Here is an 18371-nt window from a genome sequence, read left to right as displayed (position 1 = left end):
GTTTCCAGTCCTTTCTGTTACTTATAATTTTTCGCAGACTCATCAAACATCATGATCAGCTGTCTTTGATTGTTGAGTCCCATTACTGCCTGTGTTCTTCTTCCTACAAAGCCTTCGAGTTTATCCATATATTCCTGTGAGGTGATACTGCCCTCTGCGACATAGGTCAGTCCCTTTTCCCAGCTTGCCGTCAGCTCCGGATTTAAAAGCTGCTTCATGGAACATTCCACCACATCGTAAATAATTTCACCAAGTAATGTTGGTGTAATAACCTGTGTCTTTTTATTTGTAGAAATATATTTTATGGTATTTAATTTTTTTAAAATTTCTGCTCTTGTAGCACTGGTTCCGATACCGCTTCCCTTAATCTGCGCACGCAGTTCTTCGTCCTCAATCAGCTGTCCTGCATTTTCCATTGCAAGAATCATCGAACCGGAATTATATCTTTTCGGCGGCGAGGTTTCACCCTCTTTGATTTCAAAACCATTAAAATCTATCATATCGCCTTTTTTATATTTTTTCAATGCCTCTAAGACTTCCCGGGTACATTTTCCATCTTCATCCTCTTTGGATGGCTTGGAAAATGAGTTCTTAACAATCTTTAAATAGCCCTCATCTGTCAGCACCTTAAAGGTTGCATAAAATGCTTCCGCCTTGCATTTGGAAGTAATGCTTACTCTACTGTACTGTGCCGCAGGATAAAATATACTTAAAAAACGTCGGACAATCAGCTCATATGTCCGTACTGCGGTCTGTGACAGACGGTTTAAATTAGAAAGTCCCTGCCCGGTCGGGATAATTGCATAGTGGTCGGTAATTTTCTTATCATCGCAGTACCGCGTTTTTGCAATATTTTTATGAAGCTGTTTTTCTAAAATTTCTCCCGCAAATTCCGCGGCAGGCTGATAATTTTTCAAGCCGCCGATATTTTTATGAATCTCTTTACAGACTGCCGTTGAAAGCACTCTGGCATCGGTTCTCGGATACGTTACCAGTTTTTTTTCATACAGTTCCTGAATAATATTTAACGTTTCATCCGGACTGATTTTAAACTGCTTTGCACATTCATTCTGAATTTCAGCGAGGTTAAATAACAGCGGCGGATTTTTTGTTTCTTTTTTCCGCTCTATTTTTTCAATGACTGCCTGTGCCGGAAGCGGGTCTGACAAAAATGTAACAAGCTCCTGTGCTTTCTCTTTATCAACAAATCCGTTATCCTTATATAAATACGGCGTGTTGTAATATTTACTCTGCTCACAGACGCGCCATTCAGCATCAAAATTCGCCGTTTTACCGATAACTTTAAAAAACGGTGTCTTTACAAATGCGCGGATTTCCCGTTCACGGCGCACTACCATGCCCAGCACGCAGGTCATTACACGGCCGACCGATACAACGGCACGGTCCATTTTTAAATAATTGGAAATGTTTCTGCCGTATTTTAACGTCAGTACCCTTGAAAAATTAATGCCCATGAGATAATCTTCCTTTGCCCGCAGATAAGCGGCTTCACAGAGATTATCATATTCTGACAGATCTTTTGCCGTTTCGATTCCTTTTAAAATTTCTTCTTCTGTCTGGGAATCAATCCAGACACGTTTTTCCTCTTTATCCTTAACGCCTGCCATACGTTCAACAAGACGATATATGTACTCTCCTTCCCGTCCTGAGTCGGTGCATACATATATCGTCTTGACGTCTTCACGGGTCAGCAGACCCTTTACAATCTGAAACTGCTTTTCCACCGCAGGAATGACTTCGTATTTGAATTCCTTCGGCAAAAACGGCAGTGTGTCAAAACTCCAGCGTTTTAAACGTTCATCATACTTATCAGGATAGCTCATTGTCACAAGATGTCCGACACACCATGTCACAATATACTGTTCTGATTCCAAAAAGCCGTCCCTTCTTTTAAAGTCCGCATGCAGGGCTTTGGCAAACTCCTGCGCAACGCTCGGCTTTTCCGCTATAAATACTGATTTTCCCACATTTATTCTCCATTCGTTGCTGCATTTCCCGACCGGTCAATCGTTTCTGTATATGCCGGAATAAAATGTTCGCAGAAATAATCTGCTTCGGGAAGCTGCATTTTTACCAATTCGTTTTGAATTGTACACTCTGCATCGTAAAAATCGGTATTGCCCATTTTCCGTTCCTCAATACATTTTAACCATGCAGATAATTTATCCGCTGCTTTGACAAAGCGGTAATCTTCCTCATTCCATGAGGACTCCAAAAGCGGTTCTTCATAACGGCTTCTAAGTTCTTCCGGTATGGCGGTCAAAAGCTCGCGCCCCGCAATATCTTCGACTTCGCCGTATGCCCTGCGGATCTGCTCACTGTAATACTTGACCGGTGTCGGCATATCACCCGTGATAATCTCCGTTGCATCATGATACATTGCAAGCACTGCCAGATGTTCGGCATTCACACTGCCATGAAACACTTCATTATTAATAATGCCCAATGCATGTGCAATAAATGCCGTTTCCAGACTGTGCTCGCTTAAATTCTCATTTTTCGTATTGCGCATCAGCCCCCAGCGGTTAATATATTTCATTCTGGAAAGCATCGCATAAAAATATCCGCTGTTCATCTGATACTCCATTCTCACAATATTCTGATATTCCGATTTCACATCACAGCTCTGCCGTGATGTCATTTCAGCTCTTATTTAATCATTACATAACTTTATTCTTACCGCTCTTTTTACCTTCATACAGCTTCATATCCGCATTGTTGATAATCTCATCCAAAGACATATCCTTTGCAAACGCTGCCATACCGATTGTTACGGAAACACTTAATCTGTTTCGGTCATATAAAAACTGTGCCTCGTAAATCTTCATGCGGATATACTCCAAGAGCATATAAAAGTCTTCTTTATTCTCGCCGTAATACAGAATCAGGAATTCCTCTCCGCCCCATCTTCCGGCTACGATCTGTCCTTCGCATTTTCTTACAATGCCGTCTACAATGCCCGCAAAACGCTTTAGCACAAAGTCGCCTGCATTATGTCCATAACCGTCATTAATTTTTTTAAAATCATCAATATCCATAATAGCAACGCCAAACGGATTATTTCCCTCTTTTGCTGCCGCATAATTGTGTTCTAAAATAAAACGGATACGGTTTCGGTTATACAGCCCTGTCAGTTCATCATAATCAGCTTTCTGCCGTAAAAATTCTTCACTCTTATTAATATATACTGCATAACTGCTTAAATAATAAAAGATATATATAATAATAAATGTCGTATTGGCCAAAAAAACAACATTCTGTAATACCGAATTATGCAGAATAATATGTCTGCCAAAAAAACTGTCATGATAAGTTCCCAATTTCATCATGACATAAACAATAATTGTTGCAGCAACTAAAAAAACTCCCTCTTTTTTCGTAAAACTGCATTTAAAAAAGCGCGTATCATTCCCCAAATTTTCTGTATTGACAGCCAGTGCTACCGGCAGCAGCATTGCAATCAATGCCAGATGGAATCCGTATTCCGGTCCCATAATACAGGCTGAACCTGCCGCACATATCCAGATTTCATAATACGTAATCTTGTAATAGTGTTTATTCATCTGATTATCTAGCAGCCGGTATGAAAAGATATATACAACAATCCCCGCCGCACAGAAAGCCACCATGACATAAACCCTCATCACAACAAAGAATACCAGCAACGCCATGTGTAATGCAATCAGCATCTTATTTACAGTATAGTAAATGCTCATAGAATTTTCTGTTTTTTCAAACTGTTCATCCATTGCTTTGTCCACCTCATATAGAAATTGCTTCCATAATTTTTTGCACTGACACATCATCCGGCATCATAATAAAATGCCCGACATCGCTAAGTCCCCCGCCATTTGCATCAATTGTAGAAAGTCCGGTATTAACACAAATCGCTTCATTGCAGCATAAATTCAAATTCTGCAACGCATCCTCTACCAGTTCATCCGCATAGCCCAATTTTACACTTACCGGTGTCACAAAAATACGGATTCCCGTATAACTTCCCATTGCATTCATGTAAGACGCCACAATAATGTTGGCAAATTCTGCAATGGCAGATGCACTTTCCTCATCCGTGAGCAGCTTCTGCTCTGCTACAGGCTGTTCCAGCAGTACTTCCACAATCTGATGAATGAACTGCATATCCATCAATAAAAGAACCGCACCGTTAAGTGTATTAGCAAAATTCAGATAGATTCCTATCTTTTCAGTCTGCTTTTTATCAATCTGTTCCACAATATGCATATCTGCTTTTGTAATCACCGGGATACCGATTTCAGCCCGCACACCAAGCATTGAACCAATCGTTGTGCTAACCATTCCTACGCCGACATTTCCCAGTTCATATAATATGTCTTCGACGTCTTCATCTAACTGGCCATTTCCTTGAAATAATTCCATTTGCTTTCCCCCTTATCAATTCCCCTTCATCACTTTAACGATTTTCTCTATAAATTCTTTCTCCTTAAAAGGCTTTGTAATAAAATCTCTTGCTCCCGCATTCAGTGCATCCTGAATAATCAGTTCCTGGCCGATTGCCGAATTCATGACAATCTTTGCTTCCGGGCGGATTTTTATCATTGTCCGCAGCAGTGTCAGATCCGAATTATCCGGCAGTGTAATATCAAGCAATGTCAGCTCCGGTGCCTGCTCCTCAAAAATCTGCAATGCCTCTTTTGCAGTCTTTGCCTCTACAATGTGTTCAAACCCCGCATCCTGCAAAGCTTTTGTTTCTATTCTTCTTGCAAAGCGGGCATCATCTACAATTAAAATCAAATCTTCCATACTCATTTCCTGCTTTCCCCTATTTTTGTTTTTTCAATACACGCTCATATTCTTCAATCGGCATCGGTCTATAATATAAAAACCCCTGTGCAATCCTGCAGCCCATTTTTTTCAGCAGGTCTGCCTGCGCTTCGGTTTCCACGCCTTCCACAACAATTTCCAGTCCCAGCTGGTCTGCCATCTGCGTTACACTTCTTAATATAATATCTGCCCTTTTATCATTCTGGCTGACCGGCAGGAATTTAATATCAATTTTTAAAATATCCACACTCAGCTCACGCAGTGCATTCAATGATGAATAACCACTTCCGAAATCATCCATCAGTACTCTGAAATGATTCTTTTGGAGCTGTTCCATCAACTGATTCAGATGAATATTATCAACTGCAAATGCGCTTTCCGTAATCTCAAATTCAATCAAATCATGTGGCACGCTGTATCTTTCCACACAGGTCATAATGTCATTTAAAATACGCGGGCTGTAAAGATTGCTGCGGGATAAATTTACTGATACCGGTTTTGCTTCAAGACCTTTATCCAGCCATCTGCGGATCATTTTGCAAACCTGCTCAAGCATATAAAAATCAATTTCCGAGATAAAGCCGTTGCCTTCAAATATCGGCACAAAATCCACCGGGGAAATCACACCTTTTGTCGGATGAATCCAACGCACAAGTGCCTCTGAACCGACAATTCTGCCTGTAATCATATCAACCTTTGGCTGTAAATAAATATGGAACTGGTCACTACCAAGTGCATTATTCATCTCCATAATCACATTCTGTTCCGCATATTCTTTTTCAGCAATTTTATCATCAAAAACGGCAATTTTATTCATGTAATTATTCTTAACCCGCTGTGCAATTGCCGCACGGTCAACCATCGTTACAACCGGAATTCTTTCCTGCTTATCCTTTTCCGTAATGATATAGATTCCAAAGGACATGACCATTTCAAAATTAACCGGATAATGGTTCATCGAAGTCTGGATGCTGTCAATCACGCGGCAAATGCTCTCCATGTCACTGGACATACAGACCGCAAAAATATCTGAAGTCAGATGACAATATGTATACAATTCTTCCGAATCCATACACTCCTGTAATTTCACACCCAGAAAACGGAGAACATTATCGCCCTCACTTGTCCCATAAAACTCATTCAGCAGGCGGAACTTCCGGATATCCATCCGCACAATGGCATATTCACGCTCCGGATGATTCTTTAACAATTCCCATGTCTGCATGGAAAAGGTATTGATATTCGGAAGCTGTGTCAGGGAATCCACGGTTACCAGCGATTTCAGTTCATGCACAGCCTCCAGCTCTTTCTCGGCATTGGTAAATGCCAGCACAATCCGGTCTCTTTCCCCGTCCTCATCAATATAATACAGCACTGAAATCCGAAACCACTCATAAATATGCGGCACAACATACAGACGGATATTGGCATCCCGCTGAACACTGTGTGTCACCCCTGAAAAATCAATCAACTGCTGGTACAGTGGCAAATCCCGTTTAAATACAGTTTTATAAAAGGCATGTTCAAAATCCGTATCCAAAGACTTTCTATCAAAATCAACAAAATGACCATCTTCCGGATAAATTTCCAGCTGTCCTGTTTTATAAGAATATTCTGCAATAAATGTATGTGTATGTTCCAGTAATAATTCTTCCCGTGTCATTGAGTGATCTAATAATTTTTCCTTTAATTCTTCATTACCATCCATATTTTTATCCCTTGACCTCATAACCGTTCAACAAATTATATGAATTTAGTTTACCATTCTGCCGTACTAATGTCAACTAAAGTGCGGGATTTCAAAATAATATACATAACAAAAAAAGACTGTGCTTCGACGATTTTGAAACATCAAAGCAACAGTCTTTTTCTGTGCCATATATTATACTTTTTATTGCATATTACTGCTTAGAAGTAATATATCCCTTTGCCTTTAATAATTCTGCAATTAATACAGCACCACCTGCTGCACCTCTTAATGTATTGTGTGAAAGACCGATGAACTTATAGTCAAACACAGAATCTTCTCTTAAACGGCCCAAAGAAACGCCCATACCGTTTTCATAGTTAACATCTAACTGTACCTGTGGTCTGTCATCTTCTTCTAAATACTGGATAAACTGCTTTGGTGCACTTGGAAGGTCTAATTCCTGTGGTTCGCCACGGAAGCTTCTCCACTTTTCAATAATCTGCTCCTTTGTCGGCTTCTTTTCAAAGTTCACAAATACAGCAGCTGTATGTCCGTCTAATACAGGAACACGTACACACTGGCAAGTAATAACAGTATCTGTAGCCGGAACAATCTTTCCGTCTTCTACTTTACCCCAGAGTCTTAATGGTTCTTTTTCACTCTTTTCTTCTTCGCCGCCGATGTAAGGAATGATGTTTCCTACCATTTCAGGCCACTGTTCAAAAGTCTTTCCTGCGCCTGAAATTGCCTGATAAGTTGTTGCAACAACCAGCTTTGGTCCGAATTCTTTTAAAGCAGTTAAAGCCGGTGTATAGCTCTGAATTGAGCAGTTTGGCTTTACACAGATAAAACCTCTTGTTGTGCCAAGACGCTTCTTCTGTGCCTCAATAACCTCTAAGTGTTCCGGGTTGATTTCCGGTACCACCATTGGTACGTCCGGTGTCCAGCGGTTTGCGCTGTTGTTAGATACAACCGGCACTTCTGCCTTTGCATATTTTTCCTCTAATACCTTGATTTCATCCTTTGGCATGTTTACTGCACAGAATACGAAATCTACCTTTGATACGATTTCATCGAAATCCTTATCCATATCATAAACAGTCATCTTCTTAACGAATTCAGGCATCGGTGCTGTCATCTTCCATCGTCCGTCTACAGCTTCTTCGTAAAGCTTTCCTGCGGAACGGCCGCTCGCTGCAACCAATACAACCTCAAACCAAGGATGATTTTCAAGCAGTGTAATAAATCTCTGTCCTACCATACCTGTACCGCCAAGGATACCAACTCTTAACTTCTCACTCATGTTCTTTCTCCCTTTTCTTTTTTCAAGAACAAATTTCCGCTTTTGTCTTTGTACGGCGGACATTTGTCTTTTTGTTCTGAAAGGATATTATCACAGTAACTTACAGAATGCAACACTTTTTGCAAAATTACTTTATTTTGTTATTAAACATCAATAATATAACGTTCATATCCGTTAATAATCGTTGTTTCGTTGTACTGCTGTTCCCGCACGAAGTTTGCCTGATAATTCTTATGTATGTGACCGTGAATAAAATAAGCCGGGTGATACGTGTCAAGCAGTTCGTTAAATACCGTAAATCCCTGATGTACACTGTCAAAGCCGTCATTAATGCCCGCAGCAGGCGAATGGGTCAGCAAAATATCAAAGCCTTTTTTACATTTTAACTGGAGCCACATACGGCTGACACGATGCTGCATCTGTCGTTGTGTATACTGGTTGATACCTTTTTTATAACGGATTGAACCGCCAAGTCCCATAATCCGCAGCCCCTTATACGTATAAATCTTATCCTCAATGCAGATACAGCCCTCCGGCGGTGTCTGTTCATAGCAGTCATCATGATTTCCTCTGACGTAAAGCACCGGTGACTGCGTAAAGGATGCCAGAAAAGACAGATACTGCGGATTTAAATCACCGCAGGACAGGATTAAATCAACGCCTTCTAATTTACTTTTGTCAAAATAATCCCATAAGTATTTTGACTCCACATCTGCTAATATCAGTATCTTCATATTTTCTCATTGTGGCAGCTTCTTTTTGCCGCCTTCCTACTTTCTACATTTATAATCCGTGGTGAATAATGCCCTGTGCCTTTACAATCGGCTCACAGCCTTCTTCAAGCTCCTCCAGTTCCGGTATTTTACCAATCACATTATCCAGCAGCCAGTCCATGGTAATAATCTGTTCCGGTGTCAGATCCCTGCCCTTCTGATTACGTACCTTACCTTTCTGATCTTTTAATTCGTCCGCAAAAGGTTCAAATAAATCTTTTGAAATCATCTCTTTAAAGGTTGTAACCATCCGCTGTGTTTCTACCGGAAGCTTCGTTGACATAATCAGGTCAACCACATCTGCAGACAGTCCCCACCAGTAATTAAGCGCTTTTACATTATCTGCATCCTGTTCCCTGTTCCATGAGCCGCTTAAAATACTCTGAATCAGTTTTTCATAAAATGCACCCCAGTGCCACATCGGCATCGCGATATGCTGGGTTGTTTCATCATCTATGCTGTACAATCCAAACCTGCGTGCCGTACTGGTCGGCGTAATCATATCCTGATCCGATACATAACGGATACCCTCTCTTTTAAAAGCTTCCGCCGGATTGCTATTCTTTACAGAGGACCATTCAAGATAAATCTTTGCCCGTGGATTAACAAATTTTGCTCCCAGCGCAAAAGCATTGATATTTGCCGTCACACCGTACACAGGATACCCTGCTACATAACCGATTTTATCATTATCAGTCAACGCACCTGCAATGAGTCCCGTCAAAAACTTTGCTTCATACATTCTCGCATAGTAGGTACGGATATATTTGTGTGACGTGTTCAGCGAACAGTTCAATATCTTGACCTCCGGATGCGCAATCGCTTCTTTTAAAGAGGCCATAATCATGGACGGTGATGTCACAAAAACTAAATCTGCCTTATTTTTAACCATCATTTCAATGGCAGCCACATCATCTTTATCCGGTTTGACATTCGTAATACTTAATGTTTCAATCTGATCGCCAAATGTATCGTCAATATACTGCCGGCCAAGCTCATGCGTATAGCACCAGTCCGAATCCTGCGGTGTATTTTCGTAAATGAAACCGACCTTTAGCTTTCTGTTTCCATTTCCCGGTTTTGGCAGCAGATAACTTAAAATATTCTTTTTCGGTTCGTTTAAAGTCGGATCCATACGAAGCTCAACGGCATTGTTTTCAGAAAGCAGTTCAAACTCTGCCCACGTCTTTGCCACATTTTTTGCCATTTCCGACGGCAGCATATCCTTTACATGCTCATAACCGTGAATATGAATAAAGCGTAAAAATGCATCGCCCGCCGGATAATCAAACCGTTCGCCTCCTCTGGCATCATATGCGTTTTTAAAAGATAGAAAACAGGATACAAAATCCTTTTTCGCATCTTCATCCATGTTTTCCCCCTTTTTGATGCCGACCAGCTTCATCAGGGTCGGAAAACTGCCGACGTTGCTGAAATAAATGTCATTAAGCTTCGTACATTTATAAAATTCCATAAACTCATAATAAATCTTAACATCCGGGTCTTCTGAATACTTCGGCACTTTACGGATTACTTCGGCATTGACTGTCACAGCCTTAAAATACTTTAAAACGCTGACTCTTTTATTGCCTTCCAGTACATAAAACTTGTTCATATACTCATAGACCTTAATCGGGTCACGGATGCCTTCATTTTTCTGGCTGTCACTTAAGCTCGCCCATTTTGCTGAAAATTCCGTTCCCCAATCCAGAATCGGCATAAAATTATCTGCAAAGGCATTGGTCCGTCCCGCATTACACGTTCCCACAACCAGCCGCAGCGGAATCTGGTCGATTCCCAGACTGACCTCTGCCTCAATGTCTGATTCATCTACAATATTTTCCAATACCGGAAGATATGGATACCTGCCTTTGTTGACACAGGCATGATATGCTCTTTTTCCGATTTTAGATGCACTCATATAATCCTGAACTGACATACTTCCCTCCATTTCTGCCGCAATACGCAGCCTGTATTACGCATTTCTATCTTAAAATTAGCACATTACACTCTAAATGTCCATGTTTATCTGATTTAGAATTTCTGCTGTTTTTTCTTTTTCTTTGCAAAATGCAAGCACGGAAACATAGACGGCTTCTTCCGATAAGTGCAGTTTTGCAAGCATTTCCTTATCCTTTGTGGTCTGTCTGCCTACGCAGTACCTTCTGACAATGCCGTTTAATGTTTTAAACAGGTGCATATAATCTTCAAATGTGCAGCTTCTGTCTAAAATGCTGCCGCCGGTTGTGGCAAGCTCCCGTTCCGCAGTTGCAATTATCTGCATACAAATCCGCAAATCGCCCGTAATGTCCGACGCTTCCATTAAAACATCCGGTCGTTTCGTATACATTTCCATAAAATACTGCTTTGCACCCACAATATCTTTTTCCGCAAAATAATCCGCAAGCCGCTGTTTCATTTCTTTTGTTTCTGCCTTTTCGCCAATCATACCCACCATACACTCATATGCGCGCAGCTTGTGTTTTGTCACCCACACATAAAGCAGAAATTCCGAAACAAACCCAAATACCCGCTTGTGATAGCTGTCATAGGAATCGATGTTAATCCGTTTTCGCACCTCGGCAAAAATGTCAAACAGCCATGCACAGTACGCATCAAAGAGCGGCTTTTTCATCACGCAGATGTTGCCAAAATACGTGTGGTTTTCATGGACAAGCTTTTCAAACAGCGGATAATCCTCCGGATATTTTTCACGGATAACTTCACCTGTCACGTCCAAATCCCGCACATTGTGATTGTCGGAAAATCCGTAATGATATGAAAAATCCAGTGTCAGCAGACGGCTGGTCAGACAGTCATATTCGGAAAGCAGTTTTTCAATCTCCTCTTTACGGAACATCACACCTTTTTCATTTAACAGATACCGTCTGTAATGGCAGACACCGACAATATCCGATTCAGTATCGTTTTTCCATATCCAGTATACCCCGGTCAATTCGCTGTAATAACAATTTAACGCGGAAATATTTTCCCCGGTGTTATCCCTCACATAGCCGAGCGGTTCTTTTCCTTCTGCGCCGACCTGTAACGGAACATACATCGGGTCGTTTGGCACATCGAATTTTTTGTGGGTCATTGTATATATTTTTACTAACATTTGTATACTCCTTTTAGTCGTTATTGCGGCTGCCGCATTTCGGGCAGATATTGCCGCCCTCATAGACATAACCGCAGCGGTAACAGCATTTTACCGGATGCTTTTCTTCGGCAAGGTATTCCACGCTGCGGGACTCCGGCTTTTCCTGCAAATACTGGATAAAGCGGTTTAATTTAGCAAGAAAATGTTCCATTTTTTCTTTATCTGCCTTGTAGTTTCCGGTAATTTTCATTTCTCCGTTATTCATGGTACGGATATAAATGCCCTTGTGGAACAATCCGCTCTCTGCGTAAAATTCCTTGATATTACGCACCTTTACCGTTCCCGCCATCATACTGCCATTGTAGTAGACATGATCCGGTGTCAGCACAAAGCCTTTTTTACCGTTTTCACCTTTTGTTGAATCAAATATCAGAAGCGGATACTCAAATGCTTCTCCGCCCGCATAGGTATTGAGTGCATTATTTGCAATAATGGCATCGGTATCTTCACAGGCTTCATTGCTCATGCGGCGGATATCATACGGATAAAAGCCTTCCATGGTCTGCTCCGAAATACCGGTATCGCGAATCATTTTATTGACAAGACTTCTGCATTCATCCTTTTTCATGGCTTCAAGCCGCTTGCGGATTCTGCCTAACATATCCGTCTTTAGCTCCGGCAGAAAATCTCCTGTCGCAATTCTTTGATAGGCTTCTTTCCCCTCGTCAAAGGACATCTCAAAAATGTCCGGACAGATTTGTTCGATTGCTTTCCTGTCAATATCTTTTACGCGGTCTTTTAGCTGGTCAATGATGATTTGTTTATTCTTTTCTTCATATTCCATAGGACGGATTGCTTCTGCCAGTGACAACAGCTTTTTTCTATCCCCCGGGCGGATTTTCTGCTGGTTGACAAATGCTTTCAACGCGCTCTGCTCTGCCATATCACGCTTTTCCTCAAGCTGCTTCATATATTTTGTATTATCAATATCGTTATATTCCTCAAATTTTTGACGAAACTGCTGATAGACTTTCTTTTGATACTGCTGTGGAAAATGCTCTACCAACACCTGCAGTTCTTTCTCACCGCGCTTCTGCATCCAGTCTTTGACATTTTCTGCCACACTATCTTTGGCCGACTGCGGACAGTCTTTTTTAAGAATCGTATGATAGGCCTTTTTTAATTCCGCATAGCTTTTGCTTTTTGCTGCCAGTGCGATAGACAACACTTCCTTCTGGGAAGCCGCAATTTCTTCTTCGGAAGTTCTGCGTGACTGCGGTGCGTCTGCCCCGCTGGTCTGCAGCTGTACATGTGTACCCTGCTTTTGTGTCCGGGTGTCGGCTGTAGACGGTGCAGCTTTGTCCTGTGATGTCACGTAATCGTCTGCTGCTCTGTCCGGTCGGTTCGTTCCGTCTTGCGGCGCAGTCTGACTGTCCGTAAATGTCCTGTCTTTGACTTGTCCGCCATCCCACTGTTCCTGCAGATTCTGCGTACTGTATCTTGCTGACGGTTCTTTCTCATCAGACCGTCCCTGCGCAGATTCTGACCTCTCTTTTTCCTTTTGTGCCTTTTCGTTCTTTTGTTTTTCTTTCTGCACTTTTTCCCGGTGCTTCTGCCAGTTTTTTGGCGGAACGTTACGGTCCATGCCTTTATCTGCCGCCGCTTTGTCTACCTGTTCTTCAATTGCTTCCCGCCGGGACTGCGGATAGAATTCCGAATCCAGCATGTCGGCAATATCAAAAATTTCTTCTACAGACATTTCAGGCATATTGTTATAAAGTTCTTCCAGACGGTCATCCGCTTCATTTTCAAAATCGGACTGTAGCGCACTGCTCTCATAACGGTTAAACCGGCTGTTGGATATACGCTGTCCGTCTGCGCCGAGCAGTTCCTGATAATCCTCATACGCCGTGTTATCGTCCTCAAAATCCATCATATAAATACTGCCTTCCATCAGCAGTTTGTAGGGCTTTGGCGTATAAAAACGATGACAGTCCATACAGGTATATGCCCTTGCAAGAATAACCCTGCCCTCGTCCGTGTCGATATGAAACTCTTTATTTTTCGGATAAACCACCATGTACATTGGCTTTTTACATTCCGGGCACTGATAGCCCGTGATGTAAAAGTCATTTCCAATTCGCCCTGCCGCCCGCTCTTTGGCGGATAACTTCTTTTTGCTAATACTGGTTTCGTAGGATTTCCAGACAATTTTATGCCACAATCCGAGCTGATACTTTTTCTCCCAGTCGGAAACATCGTGAATCTCCGTATCGTCTTGTTCTTCTTCCTCCTCATTTAGATAATCCGGCTTCATGTATTCTAAAATCCGCTCAATCACTTCTTCATAGGTAATGCGTATTCCCTCATGATAGAAACGGCACTGCGTGGCATCTAAGGATGCCTGTACTTCTACTTCCCGCAGGATGTCATTCATCTGTTGTTCTAACTGTCTGTAATCCTTTTCAACGGTTAGCCCTTTAATTTTTCCCCACTTACCAAATATGTAAAGAACTAAATTAATGGTATTTTCAAGCAGGGCATTTCCAAGCATTAGCCGTGGTTCTTCTTTAATGGGTTCTTCTATGACATTTCCAAGCACTTTTTTATTATCAAAACTGAAAAACAACGATTTTAATGTACCGGGCAGAATCAGCGTGTTATTATTAATTGCAAATGTTTCATTCCACTCTACATTCTGTTCCATGACTTTTATTGTTTTATGAAAGACTGCCGCAAGAGTGCCTTCCGCTTTTAAAATAATCATATCGCTCTCCATTCACATTTATCTATTCGCCTATTTACCGTCAGTATACCACAAAGTCAAAAGACAAGTGAATATTTATCTTGAAAATGATTGATTTTTGCGGTATGCTAGGCAACAGAAATTCACAGACTGCTTTCAAAGCAGTTTTGTATCAAAAGGAGATTGTATGACTATGGCTCAGTTACCAAAAGATCCCGTTATGCTGCTTTCATTTACAAATACACAGCTTCGCGACTTTTATCCGAATCTTTCAGAATTCTGCAAAGCCTTTATGGTAGATGAAACGGAAATCGTACAGACTTTAAAAGGAATTGATTACGAATACGATACTACACGCAATCAGTTTATCTGATGTTTGGCGCACGTAAAAAGCGGGTGGCACTGAAATATAACAGTACCACCCGCCTTTTCTTTGCTTTTTATAATCTTATGCTCTTTACTGCTGTTTTATTTTTCTTCGATGGCTTTTCTGCCCTCGGCTCTTGCCGTAAGTTCACCGTTTACAACATCAATCACAATGTCATCACCCGTATTGATGTCACCCTTTAAGATTAACTTTGCTGCCAGTGTTTCTACCGTCTTTTGAACGTAACGCTTTAACGGTCTTGCGCCGTACATCGGGTCAAAGCCGTGTTCTGTAATATAGCTTTCTGCCGCATCTGTCAGACGTACCTGCAATTCCTTGTCTGCCAGACGTCTGTTGACGTCTGCAATCAGCAGATGAATGATATTGCCGATATTGTCTTTTGTGAGCGGCTTGAACAGAATAATCTCGTCCAGACGGTTTAAAAATTCTGGTCTGAAATGTCCGCGCAGATCATTCATAACGAGGTCTTCTGTTTCCTGCTTAATGCCGCCATTTTCATCAATACCGTCCAGCAGATAGGTTGAACCGATATTACTTGTCATAATAATAATTGTATTCTTAAAGTCTACCGTTCTGCCCTGCGAATCGGTGATTCGTCCGTCATCAAGTACCTGTAACAATACATTGAATACATCCGGGTGTGCCTTTTCAATTTCATCAAAAAGAACAACAGAATACGGTTTTCTTCTGACTGCCTCAGTCAGCTGACCGCCTTCATCATATCCGACATATCCCGGAGGCGCTCCGATTAATCTCGAAACAGAATATTTCTCCATGTACTCTGACATATCAAGACGGACAATATTGCTTTCATCATCAAACAGACTCTCTGCCAGTGTCTTTGCAAGCTCTGTCTTACCGACACCGGTAGGTCCTAAGAACAGAAATGAACCAATCGGTTTGGTCGGGTCTTTAATGCCTGCCTTTGAACGGATAATTGCCTCTGTTACTTTCGTAACAGCCTCGTCCTGTCCAACAACTCTCTTATGCAGAAGTGTATCCAGATTCAGGGTCTTTTCCCGTTCAGATTCGCTTAACTTGGCAACCGGGATTCCTGTCCATCTGGAAATAATCTTTGCAATTTCTTCTTCGGTAACACTCTCATGTACCAAATCCAGATTTTTATTCTGTACCTTCTTTTCGGCCTCTTCCAGACGTTTCTGAACCTCCGGCAGTCTGCCGTACTGTAACTGTGCCGCCTTTTCCAAATCGTAATTTCTCTTAGCTTCGTCAATCTCATGGTTGACCTGTTCTAACTCTTCTTTGATCTTGCTAATCTGGTCAACACTAGACTTTTCATTGTCCCACTTTGCCTTCTGCTGTTTAAATTCAGAACGCATTTCCGATAATTCCTTCTGCAAGGCTTCCAGACGTTCCTTACTGAGATTGTCGGTTTCTTTCTTCAATGCAGCTTCTTCAATTTCTAACTGCATGACCTTACGCTGTAATTCATCAAGCTCAGCCGGCATAGAATCCAGTTCGGTCTTAATCATTGCGCAGGCTTCATCGACAAGGTCGATTGCTTTATCCGGCAGGAATCTGTCGGAAATGTAACGGTCTGAAAGGGTTGCCGCAGATACCAGTGCGCCGTCTGTAATTTTTACACCGTGATATACTTCATAACGGTCTTTTAAACCACGTAAGATAGAAATGGTATCTTCAACGGTCGGTTCATCAACCATAACCGGCTGGAACCGTCTTTCCAGTGCCGCATCTTTTTCAATGTACTGACGGTGTTCATCCAGTGTTGTTGCACCGATACAGTGGAGTTCACCACGCGCAAGCATTGGCTTTAACATATTGCCTGCATCCATAGAGCCTTCTGTCTTACCGGCTCCGACAATCGTATGGATTTCATCAATAAACAGAATAATCTGCCCTTCGCTTTTCTTGACTTCATCAAGCACCGCTTTCAAACGTTCCTCAAATTCGCCACGATACTTCGCACCGGCTACCAGTGCGCCCATATCCAGCGCAAAGATTTTCTTATCCTTTAAGCCCTCCGGTACATCGCCACGGACAATCCGCTCTGCCAGACCTTCGACAACGGCTGTTTTACCGACACCCGGTTCACCAATCAGCACCGGATTGTTTTTTGTTTTTCTTGAAAGAATCCGGATAACATTACGGATTTCATTATCCCTGCCGATAACCGGGTCTAACTTACCGGACTTTGCCTTTTCAACTAAATCCTGTCCGTATTTTGCCAGCGTGTCATACGTTGCTTCCGGGTTATCACTTGTTACGGACTGATTACCACGGACCGTTGCCAGTACGGAAAGGAACGAATCTCTTGTAATACCGTAGGTCTTAAAGAGCTGCTTAATCTGCTTATTGGGTGATGCAATCATTGCCAGCATCAGATGTTCAACAGATACATACGCATCTCCCATGCGCTTTGCTTCGTCTTCGGCATTGATTAATACTTTGTTTAAGTCATTGCTCACGTAAAGCTGTACGTTGCCGGATACTTTTGTTTTTTGTGAAAGCAGTGTTTCAATATTGGAAATAAATGCTTCTTTATTAATCTGCATTTTTTCAATCAGGTTTGCAATCAGACTATCGTCTATTGTCATTAAGCTGTAAAGAAAATGTTCCTGGTCAATTTCCTGATTGCCATAATCGTAAGCAATCTTTTCACACTGGTTCACCGCTTCAATGGACTTCTGTGTAAACTTGTTAATGTTCATAGTTTCTGCCTCCTTTTTCTCATTCTCTATTGTATACAATCACTTTGAAACCATTCCTGCCAGCCTTTTTCTTCTTCGATTCATGCAGGATTTTTGTTTTTATGATTGCTGTTTTATTGTTCTATTTGTTATGTAACACCCAAGGCTTAATTGTGTTATATCACATGTTGTTAGCACTGTCAAGAGGTGAGTGCTAATTTTTTTATTTAATTTTTGCAACCCTTGATTTTACTGGGGTTGCGTGCATTTAATTTTTTGAAAATCTGTCATTTTTGCTGTTTGACACCAATTTGACACCAATTTTTATTTTTTTTCATGCGTTTACTGCTTCATCCATCTTCACAACTTCATTTTTAACACGTGACATATCCGTAATGTGGTTATACACCTGCATTGTAATATCAATGGAAGAATGTCCCATCAAATATTGAAGCACCTTTATATCCATTCCCTTTTCAGCCATTCTTGTACAGGCTGTGTGTCTTAAAACATGGGCTGAAAACTTTGGAAGCAGTTCTGCCTTACGGTGTTCTTTTTTCGCTTTCTTCAATTCATCCTTATTATATGCTTTTACAATATTATACAAAATATTGTTAACTGCTGACGGCTGTAATGGTCTTCCAGTCTTTGCCGTAAATATAAATCCGTCATATCCTTCCACTGTAATATTTCTGTCAATTCCCATCATAAAATTAACCTGTCTCTGTCTCTGAAAAGCCGATTTTACTTCATTTGTCATGGGAATAGTGCGTATACCTGAATCTGTCTTAGGTAAACATACATGAAACTTACACTAAGGGACTGCTACTCTAACAATTAAAAAAGTGCAAGAGCAACAGCCCCTTTGTATTTTTACA

General features: G+C 41.4%; 14 protein-coding genes. 1 reads left to right on the top strand and 13 read right to left on the bottom strand.

All coding sequences use genetic code 11. From position 1 onward, the window contains the following. Positions 1-17: 17 nt before the first annotated feature. The 11 genes from WMO37_RS02020 to WMO37_RS01970 form a co-directional block, all read right to left on the bottom strand. A complete protein-coding gene (locus WMO37_RS02020) occupies positions 18-1988 on the bottom strand; it encodes a DNA topoisomerase (RefSeq protein WP_227089655.1) in 1971 nt (656 codons plus the stop codon). Between the two features lie 2 nt (positions 1989-1990). Then, a complete protein-coding gene (gene yfbR / locus WMO37_RS02015; RefSeq protein ID WP_320055221.1) occupies positions 1991-2662 on the bottom strand; it encodes a 5'-deoxynucleotidase in 672 nt (223 codons plus the stop codon). 19 nt (positions 2663-2681) lie between these two features. After that, complete coding sequence (locus tag WMO37_RS02010) at positions 2682-3770, bottom strand: GGDEF domain-containing protein (RefSeq protein WP_022433306.1); 1089 nt, start codon at positions 3768-3770, stop codon at positions 2682-2684. Between the two features lie 13 nt (positions 3771-3783). After that, on the bottom strand, positions 3784-4419 hold the full coding sequence (locus WMO37_RS02005; protein ID WP_349154203.1) for a chemotaxis protein CheC: 636 nt from the start codon (positions 4417-4419) through the stop codon (positions 3784-3786). 15 nt (positions 4420-4434) lie between these two features. Next, complete coding sequence (locus WMO37_RS02000; RefSeq protein WP_022433304.1) at positions 4435-4803, bottom strand: response regulator; 369 nt, start codon at positions 4801-4803, stop codon at positions 4435-4437. Positions 4804-4822: 19 nt separating this feature from the next. Next, positions 4823-6532: a putative bifunctional diguanylate cyclase/phosphodiesterase gene (locus WMO37_RS01995; RefSeq protein ID WP_227089653.1), complete on the bottom strand. Its 1710-nt coding sequence runs from the start codon at positions 6530-6532 to the stop codon at positions 4823-4825. Positions 6533-6725: 193 nt separating this feature from the next. Beyond that, the gene (asd, locus tag WMO37_RS01990) at positions 6726-7817 is read right to left on the bottom strand and encodes an aspartate-semialdehyde dehydrogenase (protein ID WP_227089652.1); all 1092 of its coding nucleotides are present in this window, start codon (positions 7815-7817) and stop codon (positions 6726-6728) included. Between the two features lie 143 nt (positions 7818-7960). After that, complete coding sequence (locus tag WMO37_RS01985; protein ID WP_022433301.1) at positions 7961-8551, bottom strand: metallophosphoesterase family protein; 591 nt, start codon at positions 8549-8551, stop codon at positions 7961-7963. A 49-nt stretch (positions 8552-8600) separates the two neighbouring features. Next, the gene (locus tag WMO37_RS01980; RefSeq protein ID WP_022433300.1) at positions 8601-10529 is read right to left on the bottom strand and encodes a BMP family ABC transporter substrate-binding protein; all 1929 of its coding nucleotides are present in this window, start codon (positions 10527-10529) and stop codon (positions 8601-8603) included. A gap of 72 nt (positions 10530-10601) precedes the next feature. Then, positions 10602-11708, bottom strand: a complete 1107-nt coding sequence (locus tag WMO37_RS01975; RefSeq protein ID WP_349154202.1) for a DUF4422 domain-containing protein — start codon at positions 11706-11708, stop codon at positions 10602-10604. A gap of 13 nt (positions 11709-11721) precedes the next feature. Continuing rightward, on the bottom strand, positions 11722-14457 hold the full coding sequence (locus WMO37_RS01970; protein ID WP_349154201.1) for a hypothetical protein: 2736 nt from the start codon (positions 14455-14457) through the stop codon (positions 11722-11724). Between the two features lie 172 nt (positions 14458-14629). Between WMO37_RS01970 and WMO37_RS01965 the strand changes: the two genes are divergently transcribed. Beyond that, positions 14630-14809 (top strand): DUF4250 domain-containing protein, encoded by a 180-nt coding sequence (locus WMO37_RS01965; RefSeq protein WP_331464603.1) that lies wholly within the window; start codon positions 14630-14632, stop codon positions 14807-14809. 95 nt (positions 14810-14904) lie between these two features. On the opposite strand, the gene clpB is transcribed toward WMO37_RS01965, so the two are convergent. Both clpB and WMO37_RS01955 read right to left on the bottom strand, forming a co-directional pair. Further along, positions 14905-17514 (bottom strand): ATP-dependent chaperone ClpB, encoded by a 2610-nt coding sequence (gene clpB, locus WMO37_RS01960; protein WP_349154200.1) that lies wholly within the window; start codon positions 17512-17514, stop codon positions 14905-14907. A 313-nt stretch (positions 17515-17827) separates the two neighbouring features. After that, positions 17828-18268: a tyrosine-type recombinase/integrase gene (locus WMO37_RS01955; RefSeq protein WP_349154229.1), complete on the bottom strand. Its 441-nt coding sequence runs from the start codon at positions 18266-18268 to the stop codon at positions 17828-17830. Between the last annotated feature and the right edge of the window lie 103 nt (positions 18269-18371).

It is taken from the genome of Lachnospira intestinalis (genome assembly GCF_040095895.1).
Taxonomy (GTDB): domain Bacteria; phylum Bacillota; class Clostridia; order Lachnospirales; family Lachnospiraceae; genus Lachnospira; species Lachnospira intestinalis.
The sequence above is the reverse complement of the archived record's forward strand: the minus strand, read 5'-3'. Positions and strand labels throughout refer to the sequence as shown.